16 protein-coding genes are annotated in these 20,791 nt (G+C 64.5%); 3 read left to right on the forward strand and 13 right to left on the reverse strand.

Translation table 11 applies throughout. The annotated features are described in order from the left end of the window. Window positions 1-14 precede the first annotated feature (14 nt). The 4 genes from FD678_RS09935 to FD678_RS09950 are packed head-to-tail and all read right to left on the reverse strand — an operon-like array spanning window position 15 to window position 4,642. Window positions 15-1,160 (reverse strand): enoyl-CoA hydratase/isomerase family protein, encoded by a 1,146-nt coding sequence (locus FD678_RS09935; RefSeq protein ID WP_140722349.1) that lies wholly within the window; start codon window positions 1,158-1,160, stop codon window positions 15-17. Continuing rightward, a complete protein-coding gene (locus FD678_RS09940; RefSeq protein ID WP_140722352.1) occupies window positions 1,157-1,954 on the reverse strand; it encodes an enoyl-CoA hydratase in 798 nt (265 codons plus the stop codon). The genes FD678_RS09935 and FD678_RS09940 overlap by 4 nt, the downstream gene beginning before the upstream one ends. Next, window positions 1,951-3,114, reverse strand: a complete 1,164-nt coding sequence (locus FD678_RS09945) for an acyl-CoA dehydrogenase family protein (RefSeq protein WP_218569695.1) — start codon at window positions 3,112-3,114, stop codon at window positions 1,951-1,953. Before FD678_RS09945 ends, FD678_RS09940 begins: the two co-directional genes overlap by 4 nt. Window positions 3,115-3,136: 22 nt before the next feature. After that, the gene (locus tag FD678_RS09950) at window positions 3,137-4,642 is read right to left on the reverse strand and encodes a CoA-acylating methylmalonate-semialdehyde dehydrogenase (RefSeq protein WP_140722358.1); all 1,506 of its coding nucleotides are present in this window, start codon (window positions 4,640-4,642) and stop codon (window positions 3,137-3,139) included. Between the two features lie 118 nt (window positions 4,643-4,760). On the opposite strand from FD678_RS09950, the gene FD678_RS09955 reads away from it, so the two are divergent. Further along, complete coding sequence (locus FD678_RS09955) at window positions 4,761-6,143, forward strand: helix-turn-helix domain-containing protein (protein WP_140722361.1); 1,383 nt, start codon at window positions 4,761-4,763, stop codon at window positions 6,141-6,143. Window positions 6,144-6,160: 17 nt separating this feature from the next. On the opposite strand, the gene FD678_RS09960 is transcribed toward FD678_RS09955, so the two are convergent. Beyond that, complete coding sequence (locus FD678_RS09960; RefSeq protein ID WP_140722364.1) at window positions 6,161-7,411, reverse strand: DUF418 domain-containing protein; 1,251 nt, start codon at window positions 7,409-7,411, stop codon at window positions 6,161-6,163. Between the two features lie 855 nt (window positions 7,412-8,266). Between FD678_RS09960 and FD678_RS09965 the strand changes: the two genes are divergently transcribed. Both FD678_RS09965 and FD678_RS09970 read left to right on the forward strand, forming a co-directional pair. Beyond that, window positions 8,267-8,965, forward strand: coding sequence for a DUF5710 domain-containing protein (locus FD678_RS09965; protein WP_140722367.1), 699 nt, complete (start codon window positions 8,267-8,269; stop codon window positions 8,963-8,965). Beyond that, window positions 8,962-9,330 carry a GIY-YIG nuclease family protein gene (locus FD678_RS09970; RefSeq protein WP_140722370.1) on the forward strand — a complete coding sequence of 123 codons (369 nt, stop codon included), beginning with the start codon at window positions 8,962-8,964 and terminating at the stop codon, window positions 9,328-9,330. The genes FD678_RS09965 and FD678_RS09970 overlap by 4 nt, the downstream gene beginning before the upstream one ends. 237 nt (window positions 9,331-9,567) lie before the next feature. Here the strand turns inward: FD678_RS09970 and mobF are convergent, their stop codons facing one another. From mobF to FD678_RS10010, 8 genes are all read right to left on the reverse strand, one after another. Continuing rightward, entirely contained in the window at window positions 9,568-12,369 is a 2,802-nt protein-coding gene (gene mobF / locus FD678_RS09975; RefSeq protein ID WP_140722373.1) for a MobF family relaxase, read from the reverse strand. Between the two features lie 37 nt (window positions 12,370-12,406). Continuing rightward, window positions 12,407-13,033: an ankyrin repeat domain-containing protein gene (locus FD678_RS09980; RefSeq protein WP_140722376.1), complete on the reverse strand. Its 627-nt coding sequence runs from the start codon at window positions 13,031-13,033 to the stop codon at window positions 12,407-12,409. A 262-nt stretch (window positions 13,034-13,295) separates the two neighbouring features. After that, window positions 13,296-15,083: a type IV secretion system DNA-binding domain-containing protein gene (locus FD678_RS09985; protein WP_140722379.1), complete on the reverse strand. Its 1,788-nt coding sequence runs from the start codon at window positions 15,081-15,083 to the stop codon at window positions 13,296-13,298. Window positions 15,084-15,163: 80 nt separating this feature from the next. Next, window positions 15,164-15,967 (reverse strand): murein L,D-transpeptidase catalytic domain-containing protein, encoded by an 804-nt coding sequence (locus FD678_RS09990; RefSeq protein ID WP_177497704.1) that lies wholly within the window; start codon window positions 15,965-15,967, stop codon window positions 15,164-15,166. Between the two features lie 29 nt (window positions 15,968-15,996). Next, window positions 15,997-16,914 carry a hypothetical protein gene (locus tag FD678_RS09995; protein ID WP_140722385.1) on the reverse strand — a complete coding sequence of 306 codons (918 nt, stop codon included), beginning with the start codon at window positions 16,912-16,914 and terminating at the stop codon, window positions 15,997-15,999. Window positions 16,915-16,931: 17 nt separating this feature from the next. Further along, window positions 16,932-18,803 carry a hypothetical protein gene (locus FD678_RS10000; RefSeq protein WP_177497706.1) on the reverse strand — a complete coding sequence of 624 codons (1,872 nt, stop codon included), beginning with the start codon at window positions 18,801-18,803 and terminating at the stop codon, window positions 16,932-16,934. A gap of 155 nt (window positions 18,804-18,958) precedes the next feature. Then, window positions 18,959-19,987 carry a hypothetical protein gene (locus FD678_RS10005; RefSeq protein WP_140722393.1) on the reverse strand — a complete coding sequence of 343 codons (1,029 nt, stop codon included), beginning with the start codon at window positions 19,985-19,987 and terminating at the stop codon, window positions 18,959-18,961. A gap of 1 nt (window position 19,988) precedes the next feature. Further along, window positions 19,989-20,750, reverse strand: a complete 762-nt coding sequence (locus FD678_RS10010; protein ID WP_140722396.1) for a hypothetical protein — start codon at window positions 20,748-20,750, stop codon at window positions 19,989-19,991. Window positions 20,751-20,791: the final 41 nt, after the last annotated feature.

Here is a 20,791-nt window from a genome sequence, read left to right on the forward strand (position 1 = left end):
GCCGGCACCGGCCTCTACGCCAGGTCGGCCAGCGGATGCTTCGCTGCCGGCCATGGCGCCTCGAAGAAACGCGCGGCCCAATGTTCGTCGGCCTCGGCGAGCGTGGCCGGGTTCCAGCGCGGCTGGCGATCCTTGTCGATCAGCAACGCACGGATGCCTTCGGCGAAGTCGCCATGCGCCGCCGCGTGCAGCGCCACGACGTATTCGACGCGGAAGGTATCGGCCAGATCGTCGGTGGCCGCGTTGTGCTGCAGCGCCCAGGCCAATCGCGCCGAACCGGGGGCGCCTGCGCGCAACGTGGCGCGGGCCGCCTGCAACCACGCATCCTCGTCGTCGATCGCTTCGATCGCGGCGACGACGTCCTCCAGGACCGGCCGCGCCACGATCCGCGCGATCAGGTCGGCATGGGCCTGCAGCGGACCGGGCTCGGGCGAATGGGCGATGCCATCCAGGAATTGCGAGAGTTGCGCGTGGTCCAAGGCGGCATCGCCGCTCCAGTCCAGCATACGCAAGCCATCGAGCACGTCCGCGTGCCGCTGGCTGTCCACGCACGCGTCGGCCAGGCCCGCGTAGATCGCATCGCCCGCGTTCAACGGCGCGCCGGTCAGCGCGAGGAACAGGCCGGCGCCCCGCGGCACGCGCCGCATCAGCCAGCTGCCGCCGACATCGGGAAACAGGCCGATGCCGATCTCGGGGAAGGCCAGCTTCGACCGCTCGGTCACCACGCGATGGCTGGCGCCGGACATCAGGCCGATGCCGCCGCCCATCACGATGCCGTGTCCCCAGCACAGGATGGGCTTGGCATAGGTGTGGATGCGGTAGTCGAGCCGGTACTCCTCCGCGAAGAAAGCGGCCGCATAACGGTTGGCGCCGACATCGGTCGCGCCCGAGTCGCGGAACTCGCGCATGCTGCGATACAACCCGTGCAGATCGCCGCCGGCACAGAACGCCTTTTCTCCGGCGCCCTGCAACACCACGCAGGCGATGCGCGCGTCGTCCTGCCAGCGCCGCAACTGCGCATCGAGCAGGCGGGTCATCTCGAGCGACAACCCGTTGAGCGACTTGGGCGCGTTCAGCGTGGCGATGCCGATACGCCGCCCATTGTCCGCCTCGCGCTCTTCGAAAAGAACGGGCGCCTGCGCGTCGTGCGGGGCGTTCATGCGTTCTTCCATCGCGGACTGCGCTTTTCCAGGAAGGCGGCGACGCCTTCGACCTGGTCGGCGGTATCGAACAGGTCGACGAACGCCTCCCGCTCGGCCACCAGCGCCGCGGCATGGGTGCCGGTGCGGGTGGCCTGCACGAGCCTCTTGCAGGCCGCCACGCTCGATGGGCTCTGCTTCTCCGCGCGATGCGCCCATTCGATCGCACGCGCCTTCGCCCCGCCCTTGCCCACCACGTCCTCGACTAGGCCGATGCGCAGCGCGGTCGCCGCATCGACGCGCTCGCCAAGCAGGATCATGCGCTTGGCCCAGCCCTCGCCCACCAGGCGCGGCAGGTTCTGGGTGCCGCCGGCGCACGGCAGCAATCCCACCGTCGCCTCCGGCAGCGCCATCTGCGCGTGTTCCTCGGCGATGCGCAGGTCGCAGGCCAGCGCGCATTCCAGCCCGCCGCCCATCGCATAGCCGTTGATCGCGGCGATCGATACGCCACGGAACGCGCTCAAGGCCTCGAAGGCCTCGCCGAACCTGCGCGCCGCCTCGCGCGCGGCCGCCTTGTCGCCCGAAGCAAACTGCTTGAGGTCGGCCCCCGCCGAGAAGAACTTCTCGCCGTCGCCGACGATCACCAGCGCATACACGTCGCGATCCGCATCCAGCGCCTTCACCAGTTCGCGCAAGGCCGCGAGGCTGTGCACGGTCCAGGTATTGGCCGGAGGGTTGCTCAGCGTGACGACCGCCACGTGGCCATTGCGCTCGACCTCCAGGCCCGCGAACCCGCGTTGCGACCAGTCGCTCATCGCAGTTCCTCCTCGGTGTTGAGCAGGTGGCGCGCGACGATCATGCGCATCACCTCGTTGGTGCCTTCCAGGATGCGATGCACGCGCGAATCGCGCAGCAGGCGCTCGACCGGGTACTCGCGGATGTAGCCGTAGCCGCCATGGATCTGCAAGGCTTCGTCGCAGATCGCGAAGCCGGCATCGGTGGCGAAGCGCTTGGCCATCGCGCACCACACGGTGGCATCGCGCGCGCCGGCGTCGAGCTTGCGCGCGGCCGCATGCACCATCTGGCGCGCCGCCACCAATTGCGTCGCCATGTCGGCGAGCTTGAACTGCAACGCCTGGAAATCGGCCAGCTTCCTGCCGAACTGGCGGCGTTCGCCCATGTAGCGGCGCGCCGCGTCGAGCGCGCCCTGTGCGGCGCCGAGCGAGCACGCGGCGATGTTGATGCGGCCGCCATCGAGCGCCTTCATCGCCAGCTTGAAGCCCTCGCCCTCCCTGCCCAGCAGGTTCTGCGCCGGAATGCGCACGCCTTCGAAACTGATGCCGCGGGTGGGCTGGCTGTTCCAGCCCATCTTCTCCTCCTTGCGCGCATAGGCGATGCCGGCAGCGTCGGCCGGCACGACGAACGCGCTGATGCCGCGGGCGCCCTCCTCGCCCGTGCGCGCCATCACCACCAGCACGTCGGTGGCCCCGGCGCCCGAAATGAACGCCTTGCTGCCGTCGAGCACGTACTCGTCGCCGTCGCGCACCGCGCGGGTCTTGAGCGAGGCGGCATCGGAACCGGCGCCCGGCTCGGTCAGGCAGTACGAGGCCAGCTTCTCGCCGCTGGCCAGCAACGGCCCCCAGTGCTGGCGTACCGGGTCCTGGGCGAAGCTGGCGATCAGCCAGGTCGCCATGTTGTGGATGCTGAAGAACGCCGAGGTCGAAGGATCGACCACCGCCATTTCCTCGAACACGATGGCGGCATCCAGGCGCTTCATGCCCAGCCCGCCGCAAGCCTCGTCCGTGTAAAGACCGCAGAAGCCCAGCTCGGCGCCCTTGCGCAGCGCCTCGCGCGGGAACTCGCCTTCGGCGTCCCAGCGCGCGGCGTGCGGCGCCAGTTCCTTCATGGCGAAGTCGCGCGCGGCCTCGCGGAAGGCCTGCTGCTCCTCGCTGGGTTCGGTGGTGTCGTACGGCATCTGCATGGCGGCGTTCATGGCATCACTTCAGGTTGATCGTGGTGTTGACGCCGTGGCCCAGCGTCTCGTCGTCGAACCAGCGCGCGGTCACGGTCTTGGTCTGCGTGTAGAAGGTGACGACCTGCTTGCCGTACGGGCCGAGGTCGCCGAGCTTGGAGGCGCGCGAACCGGTGAACGAGAACAGCGGCACCGGCACCGGGATCGGCACGTTGATGCCGACCTGGCCGACGTCGATGTCTTCCTGGAACCTGCGCGCGGCCGCGCCGGACTGGGTGAAGACCGCGGTGCCGTTGCCGTTGGGATTGGCGTTGACCAGGGCGATGGCCTCGTCGAGCGTCTCCGCCTCCAGGATCACCAGTACCGGCCCGAAGATCTCCTCGTCGTAGATCCGCATGCCCGGCTTGACGCCGGAGAAGATCGTCGGGCCGACGAAATTGCCCTTCTCGTAGCCGGCCACCGCCGGATTCCGGCCGTCCAGCTCGAGCTTCGCGCCCTGCTCCACGCCGGAGGCGATCAGCCCCTCCACGCGCTCGCGCGCGGCGCAGGAGATCAGCGGGCCGACATCGGTGCCGGCCTCGGTGCCGGCGTTGACCTTGAGCGTCTTCGCCTTGGCGACCAGGTCGGGGATCCATGCACGCGCTTCGCCGACCAGCACCAGGGTCGAGGCCGCCATGCAGCGCTGCCCGGCCGCGCCGAACGCCGCGCCCACCATCGCGTTGAGGGTTTGCTCCTTGTTGGCGTCGGGCAGCACCACGGCATGGTTCTTGGCGCCCATCATGCACTGCACGCGCTTGCCGGCCAGCGAGGCGCGTTGGTAGACGTGGGTGCCCACCTTGGTGGAACCAACGAACGAGACCGCCTTGATGTCCGGGTGGTCGCAGATCGCGTTGACCACGTCCGGGCCGCCATGCACCACGTTGAGCACGCCCTTGGGAATGCCTGCTTCCAGCGCCAGCTCGACCAGGCGCATCGTCACCAGCGGGTCCTGTTCGGACGGCTTGAGCACGAAGGTGTTGCCGGTGGCGATCGCCATCGGGAACATCCACAGCGGGATCATCGCGGGGAAGTTGAACGGCGTGATGCCGGCGCATACGCCCAGCGGCTGCAGCAGCGTATAGGTGTCCACGCCGGTGGCGACGTTGTTGGCCAACTCGCCCATCTGCAGCGTGCCGATGTTGGCCGCGTGCTCGACCACTTCCAGGCCGCGGAACACGTCGCCCTCGGCATCCGGCAGGGTCTTGCCCTGCTCGGCGGTCAGCAGCGCCGCCAGCTCCTTCATGTTCTCGCGGATCAGCTGCTGGTACTTGAGGAAGATGCGGGCGCGGGCGCCGATCGGGGTCTTGCGCCAGGTCCGGAAGGCCGCCTTCGCCGCAGCCACCGCGGCATCGACCTCGGCCGAGGTGGCGAACGGCACCTTCGCGAGGACCTGCTGGGTGGCGGGATTGACCACGTCCTTCCAGTCGGCGGTCGTGGACTCGACGAACTCGCCGTCGATCAGCAGGGGGACACGGGAAGCGGAGTCGCTCATGGCGGGGGACCTGGATGTGAAGAACATTCGCATTGTTCGCATCCCGCACGCCAATTTCATCCTTGAATCTGCTTAATCGCGCTAAGATCGGCACGAGATCTTGCGAATATTGCGAATCATGAGCCAAGCCCATCGCCAGCTCGGCCTGCGCCTGCAGCGCCTGCGCCGCCTCCATGGGCTGACCCAGGCCGAGCTGGCGCGGCGCCTGCAGCTCTCCCCCAGCTACCTGAACCAGATCGAGCGCAACCAGCGGCCGCTGACGCTGGACGTGCAGCGGCGCCTGCAGGAGGTGCTCGGCGACATCGGCGACTTGCTCGACGCAGGCGATCCCGGCGCCCTGGTCGAACCGCTCGACCGGACGTTGCGCGCGCTCGGCCGCGGCAACCTGTCCACCAGCGAGCTGCGCCTGCTGGCCGGCAGCCTGCCGCAAGTCGCCCACGCCCTGCTGGACCTGCACCGGCAGCACCGCCACCTGCACGAACGCGCCGCCGCGCTCGAGCTGCAGCTGGGCAACGCCCAGGCCGCCGCGCCGCTGCTGCCGCCGGGCGACCAGGTCCGCGACTACTTCAACCGCGTGCAGAACCACATCGCCGAACTGGACGACAGCGCCGAAGCGCTCTACGCCGAGCTGGGCCTGACCCCGGCCAGCCTGGTCGGCCGGCTACGCCAGCGCCTGGCCGACCGCCACGGCATCGTCGTGGAAACGACCGAAGCGCCATTGCCCAACGCCAAGCGCGACCTCGATCCGGCGCACCGCACGCTGTGGCTGGCCGCCCATCTCAAGCCCGGCCAGCAGGCGTTCCAGATGGCGGCGCAGTTGGCCTTGCTGGAACACGCATCGCTGCTCGACGCGCGCATCGCCGACGCCGGCTTCGACGACCCCGGGCGTGCCGCGTTGATGCGGATCGGCCTGTCCAACTACTTCGCCGGCGCCTTGGTCATGCCCTACGGCGAGTTCCTGCGCAGCGCGCGGGAATCCCGCTACGACATCGACCGGCTGGCGCACCGTTTCGGCGTCGGCTTCGAAGCGGTCTGCCATCGCCTGAGCACGCTGCAACGGCGCGGCCATGCGGGCCTGCCGATCTTCCTGCTGCGCGTGGACCGCGCCGGCAACGTCTCCAAGCGCCACTCGTCCACCGATTTCCACTTCTCGCACGTGGGCGGTTCCTGCCCGCTGTGGATCGTCTACGAAGCCTTCAACCAGCCCGGCCGCATCCTCACCCAGATCGCGCGCATGCCGGACGGACGCGCCTATTTCTGGCTGGCGCGGCAGGTCAGCAGCGGCGAGCCGGGCTACGGGCGGCCACGCAAGACCTTCGCCCTCGCGGTCGGCTGCGACCTGCGCCACGCCGACCAGTGGATCTACTCGCGCGGCTGGGACCTGAAAGCGCTGGACGACGCGGTACCGATCGGCCCCGGCTGCCTCACCTGCGAACGCGAGGACTGCGTGCAGCGCGCGTTCCCGAGCCTGCTGCATCCCAGGACGTTACGCGGTGGATGAGATCAACCATGTAGTCGCTAAGCCACATCGACCTTATTCACTGGCAGAGCGCTCCGGCGCAACCCCGGGCGTCGCCCGTAGGTGAACCAGCGCCACAGCCATTCGACCGGCCCGAACTGGAAATGCCGCAACCACGCATGGCTGGCGATCACCTGCAGCACGAAAATCACCGCGCCCACCACCATGATCGCGGCGAGGCCGGGCCCCGGCCCGATGCCCAGGCCGATACCGTAGAACAGCACGATGCCGATCACACTCTGCAGCAGGTAGTGCGTCAGCGCCATGCGGCCGACCGGCGCCAATCGGCACAGCCAACGCTGTGCGGGCTCGAACAGATAGAGCAACACGAAGCCGCACGCGCCGGCGACACCCAACGCCAACGGCGCCGCGCGCATGACCACGCGGATCGCGTACTTGCAGAACTCGCTGTTGAGCAGTGGGAATTGCTGGCGCCATGTCGTCTGGAACGTCTCCACCAGCATCGCCAGCACGCCGACGATCAGTGCTCCCACGAACAGCCGCCACAGCAACGCGCGATGCCGCCGTGGCTCCTGCAGCAATCCGACACGACCAGCCCAATAACCGAGCAGAAAGCGCCCCAGCACGAACAGCAACAGTGCCCAGTTGGCCACGCGCGCCCACCGTGCGGTCGCGATGTTCTGGAGCAGCACATCCGACCAGGAACCGAAGCCGAAAGCCTGCAGCGCCTGCGCATAGACCTCGCCCGCGCGCGGAAGCCCCTGCAGCAACGGGCGAACCCATGACGACATCAGCGGCGGAAGCAACAACGCGAACGTCAGCCCGAGCACGATCAGCGTGCAGGCACCGGCACGCCGGAACACGGGCAGAAACAACCCCACCACCGCATACGTGAACAGGATGTCGCCCCACCAGATGAACCAGCCGTGCACGATCCCGATCGCCGCCAGCCCCAGCATCCGCCGGAAATGACGGCGTGTGCCGCCGGCCTCACCGCGCTCCATCTGCAGGGCGAAACCCAGGCCGAACAACAGCGAGAACACGGTGATGGCCTTGACGTCCACCAACCAGGACATCGCGAGCGCGACGATGCCGTCGCTCTTCGCAGTCGCCAGGCTCGCCCGTTGATCCTCCGGAAGCAGCGCATACAGTGAAAGGAACGTCAGATTGACCAGAAACACACCGAGCAGCGCGAAACCGCGCAATGCATCGATCAGTTCGTGACGGGGACGCGCGCGCCGCGAGTCGGCAGTCGCATGCACAAGCGGCAGGGAACGATCGGCGCTCATCGGGCTTCATTCGGGGGAGTCGCGGTTTTCTACAGGCCGCCGAGGCGGTTGTCCAACCAGAGGCTGATACATCCCTCCTGTCCTGCTGGGACCGGCGACATCGCCCCCTGGTGCGCGGGAGCCTGTGACTTGTACGGGCAACTTCGGTCCCGACGGGCTTTGGCAGTGCTGCTCCCGTGCCAGATCGGAAACCAGGCCCAACCCGGAAGCCGGGCTGAATGGTCTGCACCCGGCGGCACCACGGCTACAATGAGCGGCCCTCGCCGCCCGGCGTTCCAGCCGTCCATTGCATCAGATGACCGTATCGCTCGAATCACCGCGCCCGACCAAGGGAAACGCGGAGCACACGCCCTTGATGAAGCATAAAGTGGACGTGAAGCTCTAAGCGTCGGTTTTCTTGAGAGGGATCAATGGGTTAGGCCGACCAAAGCAGACTGTACCACAGGCGCTTGGCGATTTGGCAAAAGGATGGCTAAGGCAAAAATCCTACGCTGTCCCAAGTTGTCCCAAGCGCCAGAACACCCTTGCGGTCGGAGCGTTTTCCCATCCGGAACACCGTAGGGTCCGTCCTTTAGCCACAGCTTTTGCCACGCGGGGTTTAGCCATGGATTTGGCTAAACACACGCCGGTATGAAGTAGTACTTGGTGCGGTGCTTTTGCTAGCGGGGTGTGCTGATCCGCCCTTGACTCCCGCCCCGCCGCCTTCAAGCTGCTAGGGGCGTCGAGCGTCCCTCGCTCTCGGCGCAGGGCTCTGTGCTGCCCGCACCCCCGGCTACCCCGGGGGTGTTTTTGTTTCTGCGTACCGGTTCAGGGCTGTCCGCTTGCCAGAAACGACAATGCAAAGAAGCTGGTGGGATGGACTACTTCCTCGTCCCCCACGCCGACAAGGACCAGGCCAAGGCCCTGGGTGCCCGCTGGTCCACTGACCTCAAGCTTTGGTTTGCCGCCGACCCGGCGGTAGCCGAGCGCATGTCGGCCCGCTGGGTCCGCACGACCCCACCCCAGCCCGTGGAGGTCTTCCCGGGCGAGGACCGGACTTGGGGAAACCAGGTGCGCCTGGCCGTGAACATGATCCCTGCCAGTTGCCGAAACACGGGCGTGAAGACGTGCGTGTCGAAGAACGACTGGACCCGGATCCAGCTGGGAGTCCTGGGCCGGGCTCATCGTCATTGCGAAGTGTGCCGGCAGCCGGCCAATCCAGAACGCAAGATCTTCCTCGAGGTCCAGGAGCGCTGGGCCTACGAGAACGGGGTTCAGGTGTTGAAGCGCCTGGTGTGCGAATGCACCCGCTGCACCCTGGCCTCGCAATACGGGCGGGCCTTGGCCTATGGCCACGAGCCCGACACCCGCAAGTACCTCATGGAAATCAACGGCTGGACGGGCACGGAGCTGGAAGCCCACCTGCGCGACGCGTACACCTTGTGGTCCCAGCGGTCAGCTCAGCTGTGGGCCCTGGACCTGTCGATCGTGGAAGCGGCCGGGATCCGGGTTCACCTCCCCACCCCGGAACAGCGGCGCGAGCGTGGGGTGGATCTGACTGCTTTACGGCAATGAGCCAGTGGGTTCGGCGCAGTCACTTCCAGCGGAAGACGAGACACCTGTACGCCCTGGTGTTCGACTCCGAACGCGCGGTGTACGTCGGGCAGTCCACAGACATGAAACGACGGGCGCAGCAGCATGCCTCCTCACGGGGCGGCTGGCTGCGCCCGTTCCGGGTCATCCACCTCGAAACGATCGAGGGCACGTTCGCCCAGGCCGAAGAACGGGAATACATCTGGCGCTGGGTGGCCCATTTGAAGGGCTACACGGTGTACGTCCAGCCGCCCAATGTCCGGGTGAACCTGGGCCGGCGGATGGGGTTGCTCAGGCGGCTTGAGGCTTGGCGCACCTGGTTGTTCGTGGGTTGGCCGTCAGCCTAAAAGGCCGCGTTTGGGCTGGATCCGCTTTACCACCACGCGGCTCACTGCACAGTTGTTCTGTTTCACCAGGACCTCGCCGGCAGAAATGGCCTCGTTCTCCGATGGCCGGGGTCCCGTCACCACGTCCTTGCGCGCTGGATTGCCGAAACACCGCTGGATGGCCACGGACCACAGTCCGCCCTCCATTTCTCCTACCATCACTTGGCACATAGCTGCCCTCCTGGGGAGAGCGTAACACTACCGCTCCAACCCGCCCCGCCGGGTCCTCCCCTGCTCCCGCAGGACCTGGTCGTACTGCTGCTCCAGGGTGGGTGCGGGCTTCTTCTGGGCGTACTGGTGCCACAGGCCTTCCTGGACGGCGTTTTGTTTGAGCCGGTCGGCGCCCAGGCGGTTGCGGATCTGCTCAAGCTCCACTTCGGCGCCGTACATGCGGTAGCGGTCGGACGTAAGCCGCGTGAAGGCCACCAGGGCGGACTGGTTGTCGACCATGGCCGCGTTGGCGAAATGGAACACGGCCGGCTTGCCCTGCCCCTGGGCGTCGTGGACGGTGCGGCAGTAGCCGGCCTGCAGGTGGTTCCACTCCCCTGTGTCCACGGCCAGGGCAAACGACGGCTGGCCAGGCTTGCCTTCCACGCGCAGACCCAGGGCAAGCGACCCCTTGTTGGTGCGGGATACGCTTTCCACCACGGCCATGTCGCCGTTCTCCACGCCCAGGGTGTTGTCGTTCTTCGTGATCCGCACGCGGTCGCCCACGGCCACGGTCATGTCGTACTCGCGCTTGTCGCGCCGGGCCCGGAACGTGTGGTCTTCGCCCGTCAACACGCCCCGCTCGCGCAGGCCTTCGCGGAATTTGTTGGTCAGCAGCTGGCTGTCCTCGTGGGTGTGAACCAGCACCAGGCGGTTGTCCAGGGCGTGCGGGCTGTCCAGCCACTCGCGCGTGAGGCCCTGTGCGGCTTCCTCGCGGGTGTTGTAAGCGTCGATGGCGCCGCGGGCCTCGAGCTTTTTCATGATCATGGCGCCCTTGGCCGCCACCTCGCCTCTGGACTTGGGTTCGCCGCGGTTGTCCAGCACGATCCGGCCTTGGGCGTCGCGGTCATAGAACGCAATGGCAATGTCGCGGTCCTGGGCGTTCTTCTGGCGGCGGATCTCGGTCAGCTCGGCCTGGCCCAGTTTTTCGGAGACCAGCGCCATGCCCGCGCCAGCACCGATGGCCTGGAGCTGTTTCATGTCGCCTTGGAGGATCAGTTTGGCCCCGGCCTCGTCCACGTGGCGCATGAGCCGGCGCACGGCTTCGGTGTCGACCATGCCCGCCTCGTCCAGCACCACCACCGATCGGGACGTGAGCGCCGGCATGTCTTTTGTCAACTTGTGGCCCTTGTCCAGCTTCATGAGCAACTTGGTGACGGACATGGCTTCCATGCCGCTTTCGTCTTTCAGCTTTCCGGCCGCCTTGCGCGAGACGCAGGCGCCAATCAGTTCCTGGCCGTTGGCCTCGAAACACCGTTTGTAGAGATCCGCCACGGTGGTCTTGCCTGCGCCTGCCACACCTGCCATGACGGCATGGCCGCCACTGATGGAACACAAGTGGTGGACTGCTTCGCGCTGCTCGTCGGACAACGTGAAACCCTTCTCGGCCTGGTAGTCGGCAATGACCTGACCCACAAGCGGTTCGGGCACGCGCACCGACAGGTCGTTCTTGCGGGCGTCGGCCCGCTGCTGGACCTCCTGCTCCCAGTCCACGATCCTGGACCACGCATAACGTGTTTCAGAATAACGCCGCGATACGTGTGTACCCTGGTCGACCGCCGCCTGGCGTTCGGGGGCAATGGCCACCATGCTCTCCTTGAGCCGCTCCACGTCGGCCAGCAACGCCTCGGGGCTCTGGCCTGCACGGGCCCGACTGACCTCCCACAGGATGTCCTTCTCGGCCACGATCGCGGTGGTGGCGTGCAGGGCTTCGAGGATCTGCTCGTCGGTGCGTTGGGGCGCCAGCACGTCGGTGTGCTGCTTCAAGCGCTGGATGTTGCAGTCCTGGCCCACCGCTGGGATAGCCTTCTCCCAGGTGGCGAACAGTTCGGCTGGACTGGGCTCGTCCTTGTGCGCACGGGTCTGGGCCCAAGCCTGCTGGTGGGTCAGGCCTTCGGTCATGGCTTCCATGATTTCGTTCTTGCGGGTGGAGAAGGCCTTGATCGTGGCCTCATCAATGCCGGCGACCTCCCAGGAGCGCACGCCCGTGTCCTGCTGGTCCGGATCCAACTCGGCGCGCTGCTCGATGGCGTAGCCCAAGCGGCGCAGGTTTTCGGCCAGGTGCGCCATATAGAGGGTGTCGGCGGCTTTCTGGTGCCGGAACATCTCCGAACTCTCCCAGCCGCCCCACTTGCCATCGGCGTAGGCCACACCGTAGATCATGTTGTGGGTGTGCAGGTGTGGTTCGAGGTTGCGATTGGCCAGGTGGTCGCAGGACGTGATGACCAACCCATCGACAGGAATGACATCGATCCCGGCCTTGCCGCGGCGAGTCTCGACCTTGCTTTCCATGTACTCCAGCCCCTGGTCCACCGCGTCGCGGTGAGCTTGGAGGATAGCGCCGCGCTCTTCGGGCGAGGCCATGGCCAGCAGCAGCGACACGGATTTGGGCGCGTTGAACACGCAGTCATAGCCCACCTGGTGGCCGCCCTTCCATACGAACTCCGGGTGGCCGTTGGCAAGCTTGCGCGGCTGTCCCGTTTGCGGATCGAGCTTCAACACCTTCTCGGGCAACTTGCCCGCGTTCTGGCACAGCTTCTCTTTCTTGCCGTCGGGCGAGTAGCCTGCTGCCAGTTCCAGCATGGCGTCTTTTGAGACAGGCTGGCCGGTGAGGTTGAGCATGGCCGCGCCCTGCCCACGCCAGCGCATGGTGTCTTCTTCCAGCCCCGACACGACGTAGTAACCGGTAATACCGGCCACGTTGTTCAACAACTCCGTGGCCGTCAGGTATTCAATGACGTTGTCGCCTCGGGCATTGTTGCCGGTAGCAGTCAGGGGATGGAGCTTGAGCATGGATCCAGTGTGGTAGGTTTGTCGTTCTGGGCAAGGATCACATGCGACGTTCGTGTGGCAGTTCGGAAACACGGGCCATAGGCTGGACGTGCCGCGATAGTCGCTCACGTGCCAGGTTGATCATGGTTTCGGTGCGTTGGTGGACACTGACCATCATGGGGTCGGCCCCATGGGCCATGAGCGCCCGGACCTTCAACGCCTGGCCGGTTACGTCGGCCGTCATGATCATCATCAGTTCGCCCAGGGGTGTGCGTCCCTCTGCGGTTTGGGCATTGGGGTTGGCGCCGGCCAGCAACAGCTGGCGAAGCGGCCCCACCCCATCCATGTGAACGGCGTAATGGAGCGCTGTAGCGCCAAAGCGGTCGGCCTGGTTGACCGGCACTCCCGCCCGGATCAGAGGTTCGATCGCCTGGACATGGTTGTACTTGGCGGCCACGATCAGCGCGGTTGACCCATCACGGTCCTGCACCGCGAGGTCAATGTGGGGATGGGCCAGCAGCAGGCGCAGGTGGTGGATGTGGCGCTGCGCTGCGATCAGCAACGGGTGGTGGGTCTGCTCCCCGTCGGCGGACTGCCAGCATTCGTTGGGGTCCGCGCCAGCCTCCAGTGCTGCGCGGAACGGGTTGAGGGACAGGAGCTGCCCGTCGGGCTTGAAGAGGGTCATGACCCGCGTACCTTTCTACGACCTTCAAGCCAGTAGCTCACCGTACCTAGAACTGCGATCCCGAAGATAAGTAGAGCAAAGTCTACGTCGACTTGTGTAAGCACGAGTGACGCGCCATAGAAGTACAGGACGATGACGAGTCCAGTGACATCGTGGAAAATGGGGAATGCAGTACGCATGGATGCTCTACATTTGTGCGAGACAACCATGTTGTGCGACTTGTCGTTCTTCGCAAGCCCACTCACCCCGTATCTGTTCGCAACTACTGAAACAGGCGATCCAGCTCGTCCTGATCCAGGCCATCCCCTATCTGCTTGCCGGCTAGCACCTCGTCGCCGGTTGCGTCTTTCCGCGGTGGCTCGAAGCCTGCGGCCTTTGTGGTCCAGGTGGCGGCCAGTTGGCCCTTTCGCCGGTTGGGCAAGGTCTGACCCGGGAAGTCCAGGAGCAGCAGGTCCCCGCCCTGCTGGACGATCGCGCGGATAGCAAAGCCGGGGTCGGAGTCCTGTTGCTTGGGGACCTTGCGAAACCCCAGCAGGTCGGTGAGCTGGTTGGGGTACACCACCGGCTGGCCTTCGGTGTTCAGCCGTGCGTCCGGGGTGTGATCCATGCGCGCGACTTTCTGCGTGCCCAGCAGTCGGGACAGTTCTTCGCGGGTATCGCCCATTTGCACCTGGCAGATGATGTGGGTACCTACCATTGACTGCAACGCCTTGACCTGGTTGTCGCCGTAGATCTCGCGCAGCTGCGCCAGGTCCTGGTAGCCGGCCACGAACACCACGCCCTTGGATCTTCCTTTGTCCACCAGGGGGGCGAAGTCGATCTTGCCCACGGACGACATTTCATCGAACACGAACCCCAGGAAGCGGCCGCTCTCGTTGTCTTCCAGCTGCGGGGAGATGATGGCGGGCACGGCGACGTTGACCATGGCGGCGATATACGCGGCCGCCAACCCCTTGTCCGGGCCGGATTGGACGATGACGTGGCGTGGACCCTCGTATTGATCATCGGCCCAGTCGGTGATGGAGAACAGCCGCCGATTGCCCTTGCGGTCGAAGCGTTCGTAGTCGGGCCAGGCCCGCGCCAGGTCATCGATGACCTTGGTATAGCCGTTGAGCGTGGCAATGACGTTGAACGCCGTCTGGCCTTCGGTGTTGGAAATCAACCCGTAGGCCTTGCGGTAGGACTTGTCCAGGATGGGCGCCATTTCCTGGGCGCGCATGGACACGCGTTGCGCCAGGTCGGTCCACGTCCAGGTCAAGGGTTTTTCGTTTTGCAACGAGCGGACCACACCCAGCAGGATCTGGCGGGCGGCTTGCGTCCAGAACTTGCCTGAGCCCGAATCCTCGGGAATGAGGCTGTCGGCAAACGCAGCCGCCTGGGTGCTGGTGCGCACGTCGCGTGCTACCCACCACACGCGGGATCGACTGTCGAAGGGCGAAACCAAGGTGGCTTGTGGGAACTTGGCCGTGAAGTCACCCTTCACGTCATACAAGAACAGCTTGGTGCGTGGATGGGCGAACACCTGCTGGAGCAAGGCCAGCAGGATTTGCGTTTTGCCCGAGCCCACGGAGCCGGCAATCAGGGTGCTGCGAGACAGGACCTTTTTGGACAAGAAGAGGTCGGGATGGATCCACATGCCGAATGGATCGGCCTTCTGGTCCTGGATGGTGCCGCTGCGCTTGCGCGAGTTCTGGCGGGCGTCCTTGCCTTGAAGCAGGCGGGGGCCGGACACCACCCATTGGTTGGAACGGGGGATGAGGCCGGCGTAGCCTAAGCCAGCACCTGCCAGCAGGGCCACCCCCACGCCTGCGGCCAGCGTCGTCCAGTCGGTCAGCCATGCCGGGTTGTCGATCCGGGAATAAAACGCCGGGTCCAGCGCCAGGGCGCGGACGGTGTCGCGCCACCCCAGCCCCCAGTGGGCGAAGGGCAGGAACCCTACGGCGGCGCCCAGGGCGCCGTAGGCCAGGCCCAGGTCCCAGCGGCGGACCAGGGTGGAGGCGTCGATGTGCTTGCCGGGTGGACCGAAGGCGTCATAAATCGCAGGCTTCATCTACCCCAGGATGAGAAAAGGGGCTGGTGTGTCCAGCCCCTGCCATGTTTGCGCTCGTATAAATGGCTTGTCTTTCGGCGTCAGTAGCGCAGCGTCCAGCGCTGCCCCACCGCTTGGGCAAAGATGGGAGCCCGCTGCCACCAGGACACGGTATACGTCAGGTCCGGCGTGGGGCAGAAGTTCTCGGCCTCGACCTGGAAGTAGGGGTTGAAGGCTTCGGTGCTATCCGGGGACCACTGCGGCTTGCTGGGCAATTTGGGCTGCCAGGGCCAACGGAACCTGTGGCGAGCCTTGCTTCCGGAGCATTCGGCGATGGCCTCCGACAGACCCTCTACATCGCCCTCAATCCACAGGATCGCGTTGTCCAGCCCGTAAGCGTTGAGCTGGTCCATGACGGCGTAAGACACGGCCGGACAACCCTCAGAACGACCTGCCCAGCCGGTGCGCACGTAGTTGGACGGGTGCAGCACCACTGCCCGCTCGCGGGCGTTGTCATTGAACCCCACCATCAAGCCATCCAGGCGGCGGCGGGTAGAGCCGTCCTTGGTGTTCACGTACGCCTCGGCCACCGCGTACAGCCCCACGGATGTCATCAGGCTCCCTGGGGTGTTTGAGAAAACCGACGCTCTACCCGACTGGTCGGGATCCGAACCGCGACCATGTGCCACTTCCGTGCGCAACACCACCTCGTTGGTGCGGGTGTCGATCGCCCACAGGCGCTTGTCGGAGGATGGCAAGCGCATATCGGCCACGATCAATAGACCAGGGTCGCGTCCCAGTCGACGCGAGCAATCCAGCGCCTGCTGGGCATGGGCATGGGTGACCCGGGACATCCCGTCCACGCGCGGGATCTTGGCCTGCGCGGATGTAGCCAGAATGGCCATGCTGAAAATGAGGGCCCTCGCTCCCCACTTCATTGTGAACGGCTCCGGTTGCGGGTCTGGGACTGAGATTGAGCCTGGGACTGGCTGTCGAGCGCCCTTGCCTCGCGCAACTGGGCAAGCGAATTCTGGAGCCGCACGTAGCTGTCAGCGTCTTTCAGGTGGGCCTGAACATCGCCCACTTTCGTTTCGGCTTGCTGCTTGATTTGTGCGCGTTCGGTACCGGACGTTTTGGAGATTTCCGCGCCGCGCTGCTCCACATACTCGCTCGTGGGCCCCTGGAAGTTCGTCAATGACAGGCGCGACTTGGGCTGGGTTGCCTGCGCCGCACCCTGCTGTGGCGTGGCTTCCTGCTGGGCGCCCGTATTGACGCGTGGAGCCTGTTCGGCGGGTGTTTGCTGACGGACTTGCTGCTGCTGTTGAGCCCTACCCGCCCTGGCCTCGAAGTCCACCACGGCCATCGTGCGCAGGTAGTCGTCCTTGGCTACGGCCTGAGAGCCGGCCTTGGCAGCGTAGGCGTCGTAGCCCGCACCATACTCGGCTTCGACCTGCTCGAAGAACTTGGTGGCCTTCTCCGTACTTCGCTGCTCGGGCGACATGGGCAACCATTTGTTGTTGCTCTGTGGGTGCGCAGAAAAAGACGGTTCGCGTTCAATGCGCCAGTGGTCCTTCTGGTTGGCTTGCCACAGGGCCCACTCCGTTTCCGTAGGCTGGTTACGAGGGTTGTCCTGGTCTGACATGTACGCGCGATAGGCGTCCCTGTCATTGCCGCGGTAAGCTTTCAAGCGCTTCCACTGGATGTCGTCCTTGGGAGCCAACTCGTCGAACTTGCGCCGCTCGGGGTTGGGGTCGGCCGCAAAGGCTGCGTTGTACGCGCCCTCATATTTGCGGTAGCGCTGAGCAAAGGCCAGTTGCTTCTCGTGTTCGATGAATTCGTTGTATTTGGCCATGGCCGTGGGACTCCAAATTAGGTGGTTGAGGTTGGATTGGCGGTTGCGCTAACGGCTTCAAGCTCTCGCTTGCGCCGGTGGGCTTCCAGTGCAGCTTTTACGTCATCTACCGACATGTACTGGGTACGTGCGAAGTCGATCCGCTTGTGTCCGGCCCGGGTTAGTATCGCAATGACGGTGCCGCGTACCGACAGCTGGTTATTGACTTCCCAGTCTTCCAGCAGCTGGCGTTCCTCGTACTTGCCACTGATGTACACAGGCAGGTAGTTCTGGTCTTGCATTTCGCTCAACGGAGTACGCTTGGCCAGCCCGTTGTACGGCTGAATACCCTCACCCACCACTTGGAAGCGTGTGGATCCACGACGGTCCATGTCGCGCAGGACGTGAACCGCAGGATGATTCGGGTCACCGTAAATGGTGTTGTAGAACGTGTTGATTGCACGACTCACGTCCATGTAGCCCTGTGGCTGGGCCGTGACCAGCAGCTTCTTGACCTTGCCGGCCCGACCTTGCAGGTAGCGTACGGTTTGCTCCGAAGAATCGAATGCCAGGATCGACCGGAAGTTATTCAGGAAGAGATTCTTGGCTTCCACCGATTTCATGACACTGTCAAGGCTCTCGTAGGTCTGAGTGGCGTAAACAAAAAACAGCCCCATCGATCGTGCCATGCCCGCCAGTCCGATTTCCATGTTGGACACCATTTCCTGGCACTCATCGACCATATCCATGACCGCGCATTGGCCAGTGGCTTCACGCCAATGCTCACCATGGACTTCCTGACGGATCTGGATGGCCTTGAAGACCTTGGACTTGACCAGCTTTGCGATGATTTTGCCCGACTTCTTGAATTGGGTTTCCGGCAGGTTGACGCCTAGCCATGCGCCGTGGAGAACACCTAGTACATCCACACCCTCTTCCGTGTCAGCCCATGCGGTTTCACCCACGTCAACGCCATTCAACATGCCGCCACGTAGCTTGTCGGACTTGAGGAATGACAGGATGTCGCGGTTTACGTTGATCAGAAACGATGACCGCTGCTTCTCGTCGGTGTTGGGCCAGGTGTGCTGGAAGAAGTCGATAGCACGTGCGATGACCTTCCCCTCCTTCAGAAGGTCAGGGAAAATGCTTGTAGGCCGGTCACGGATCCGCTCCTGGTGTGCGGCCTTCTTCCTTTGAATATCTTCGGGGGTGTCGCTCGGCAAAGTGATGGGAGAGTACCCAAGAAAGTCGAAAAGCTGCTGCGCTTCATCGTTCGCGCGGAAGACACCATTGCCCGCATACACAGGAGTAGACAGGATATTGGCAATCCTGGAGTAGCAAGAGGGAGTCCAGGTGTACTGACGCGTGGACGCGATGAACTCTTTCCACTTGTCAACGGCAACAGCCAACAGGTCGATCTGGCTTTGAATGAAACTGGTGTCCAGATTTCGCCGCCGCGCTTCTTCACGCTCAACCAGCATGATGTCGATGAGGTGTGCAGATGACTCGATACGCGCCTCCGCTTCGGCTTTGGCCGCCTTTTCGTGTTGGACCAACGCCTGGAGAATCGTCAGGGCAAACAAATGAAAGTTGTCCGCACCATCCGTCCAAATAGCCTCGCTCTTGATCCCTTCGTCGGTCGCCTCGTTGAAGGCTTTGGCCACTGTTTCAGCGTCCATGCCCTGGAAGGGAGCAAACTTCGTTCCCGGCTCAATAACGATATCCAGCAGCGCGCGCATGTCAGCAACCATTGCGCCCTTGCCGTCAGACAGTACAGCGCCGATCTTCTCCTTCTCTGGAAGCGTTTTGAGCCAGACGGCCAGGGGCCGCAACACCGAAGAGGTTTTGCCAGTACCGGTGGCACCGAACACCATCATGTGGGTCGAAAGATCATTGAGAGAAAGACACATCCACTGATTGGGTTCGGGGGCACAAGGAAGATCCGCGCGCACTGTGACCCCCAACGCCCGCGCCAGAGGGATAAGGGAAGACTTGTCCCGGGCTGCCTCCCGAATCTGCTGAAGTCGGGCCGGCGCCAGGGGTCCGGTTTGGGTTGCTTGTACACTCATTGACCACCTGCCTTGAACTTGGATTGCATTTCGAGTTCGGCCGCACGCTGCCGGAAGTTCCCCCAGGTGTAGTACAGGGGGTAGGCGCAGGCGACCATGAGCCAGCCCATGGGCCGGAAGAAGGAAAGGGAGGGTGGTAAAAGGGCCAGGGCCACGTTCACCGCCAGCACGGAAGCGGTCACGACAAAGGCGTGCTGGAACCGGGTGAACAGGGAATGGATGGCGGTTCTCGACTTGCCACTGGTGGTGCCCGACCCCACGAACGTCATGACGAACACTGCACCCGCCAACATCGAAAGCGTACGCAGGTTGGTCGTATCCAGGCTGGGCCCGAACATTCCGCTCATCAACGCGGGCAGGACGACCGAAAGGCCCAGGACCTTGAGTACGGTGCCGGCGCTGTTTTCGGACTGGTACAGCGTGAGGGCGTGGAGCGCCAACAGGGGCAGGCAGACCGCGACGGCCAACAACGGGCTGAACAGTTTCAGCACCATGCCCAGGGCCATGATGACCGGGAACGCGCCCATGACCAGGCTGGTGGCCGTGCTGTCGCCACCGCGGAACAGGTCACTGGGCAGCATGTAGCCGTTGGTGGACTTGCCGTTCCGGGTCATGTGCCAGGTGTGGCCCTTGATTTCCAGATCGGGCGGAGCTTTGGCGAACCACTTGGCGAACTTCCACTGGGCCTCTTCATCGGTGCCTTCGGGCATGTACCACTCCCCCTCGCGCTGGACGGCGCCCAGGGACAGCAGTTCGGCATGGTCTTTGGGCTGGACGTACAGCAGCGGATCACCCGGCAATGGCGGGGCGCGGTTGACCAGCTCGCCGCCCTGGACGAGGAAGTCGTAGCGCTCCTGGGCCCGGGCGTACACCCCGGCTCGACTGTTGGTCGTAGCGGGGTTGAAGGGACGACGCAGCACGAAGGCAGTGGCCCGAGCCGTGAGTGTGGGCAGCAGGTTCAACGCGTCGTAGAGGTTGGCTCGTTGGCGCAGGAACGAAAGCGTGCGCTGGAGGTTGGTTTTCATGTCAGTTCCCCGCATTGATCAGACGCCGAAGTTCGCCCAGGTCATGGGCCCCCATGCAGCCGACGTGATAGATCTGGTTGTCGGCCCACGTGAACTGCACGGCGGGGTTGGCCTTCTTCTGGGCTTCCAGGGACCGCCCGAAATCCGCGCACTGCTGGATGGACCACGACTGACCCAGAGCCAGCAGCTCCGCGCGCTTGTCTTCGCAGCCCTGCTCGATGACTTTGTAGCGGTCACGTTGTTCGGCCGTGTCTCGCACGCGCAGCTTGGAGGCTTCGTCCAGGCACTGCTGGGCAGAAAAGTTCGCAACCTCCTCGGCCAGCGACTTCATGACGCTGGCGCGGCGGACGGCATATTCCTTGGCTTCCTCAGCGGCTTTTTCCTGGGCGCGTTCTGCCCGCCACTCTCGGAACTCGGTTGCCGACTTGCCCACTACACCCGTTAGCGAGTACAGCGCCGTACACAGGAGAAGGGAGGCAATGAAGACGGCGCGGGCTATTTGAGGGTGTTCCTGCTGGCGCAGGTTTTCCACCCACAACGCCGAGATCTCATGCGCTTCGTTTCGCTTGCGGGGCGTACGGTCCACTTCGATGTAAAAGTAGGTGTCTGCCAGGAACTGCCGAACGGACTTGTCGGGACCCGGGATCTCGTCCACGGAGGGCCCGCCAATGAACAGTCGGCCGTAGAAATCCAGGACCTTGCTGGCCAGGTACTTGCCTGGCTCGCCGGTACGCAGATGGACAAAGAACTTGTCGAGGATCATGTGTGCGTGAAGTGTGAGCGTTCAATCAAGTTATGCGGCTT

Source organism: Pseudomonas sp. Hp2 (genome assembly GCF_006386585.1).
Classification (GTDB): domain Bacteria; phylum Pseudomonadota; class Gammaproteobacteria; order Xanthomonadales; family Xanthomonadaceae; genus Pseudomonas_S; species Pseudomonas_S boreopolis.

Coding starts and splice junctions, on each gene's coding strand:
- FD678_RS10005 (WP_140722393.1), bottom strand. CDS start 19,987: ATGAAAACCAACCTCCAGCGCACGCTTTCGTTCCTGCGCCAACGAGCC.
- FD678_RS09985 (WP_140722379.1), bottom strand. CDS start 15,083: ATGAAGCCTGCGATTTATGACGCCTTCGGTCCACCCGGCAAGCACATC.
- FD678_RS09965 (WP_140722367.1), top strand. CDS start 8,267: ATGGACTACTTCCTCGTCCCCCACGCCGACAAGGACCAGGCCAAGGCC.
- FD678_RS10010 (WP_140722396.1), bottom strand. CDS start 20,750: ATGATCCTCGACAAGTTCTTTGTCCATCTGCGTACCGGCGAGCCAGGC.
- FD678_RS09990 (WP_177497704.1), bottom strand. CDS start 15,967: ATGGCCATTCTGGCTACATCCGCGCAGGCCAAGATCCCGCGCGTGGAC.
- FD678_RS09940 (WP_140722352.1), bottom strand. CDS start 1,954: ATGAGCGACTGGTCGCAACGCGGGTTCGCGGGCCTGGAGGTCGAGCGC.
- FD678_RS09980 (WP_140722376.1), bottom strand. CDS start 13,033: ATGACCCTCTTCAAGCCCGACGGGCAGCTCCTGTCCCTCAACCCGTTC.
- FD678_RS09955 (WP_140722361.1), top strand. CDS start 4,761: ATGAGCCAAGCCCATCGCCAGCTCGGCCTGCGCCTGCAGCGCCTGCGC.
- FD678_RS09970 (WP_140722370.1), top strand. CDS start 8,962: ATGAGCCAGTGGGTTCGGCGCAGTCACTTCCAGCGGAAGACGAGACAC.
- FD678_RS10000 (WP_177497706.1), bottom strand. CDS start 18,803: ATGTGTCTTTCTCTCAATGATCTTTCGACCCACATGATGGTGTTCGGT.
- mobF (WP_140722373.1), bottom strand. CDS start 12,369: ATGCTCAAGCTCCATCCCCTGACTGCTACCGGCAACAATGCCCGAGGC.
- FD678_RS09945 (WP_218569695.1), bottom strand. CDS start 3,114: ATGCCGTACGACACCACCGAACCCAGCGAGGAGCAGCAGGCCTTCCGC.
- FD678_RS09950 (WP_140722358.1), bottom strand. CDS start 4,642: ATGAGCGACTCCGCTTCCCGTGTCCCCCTGCTGATCGACGGCGAGTTC.
- FD678_RS09995 (WP_140722385.1), bottom strand. CDS start 16,914: ATGGCCAAATACAACGAATTCATCGAACACGAGAAGCAACTGGCCTTT.
- FD678_RS09935 (WP_140722349.1), bottom strand. CDS start 1,160: ATGAACGCCCCGCACGACGCGCAGGCGCCCGTTCTTTTCGAAGAGCGC.
- FD678_RS09960 (WP_140722364.1), bottom strand. CDS start 7,411: ATGAGCGCCGATCGTTCCCTGCCGCTTGTGCATGCGACTGCCGACTCG.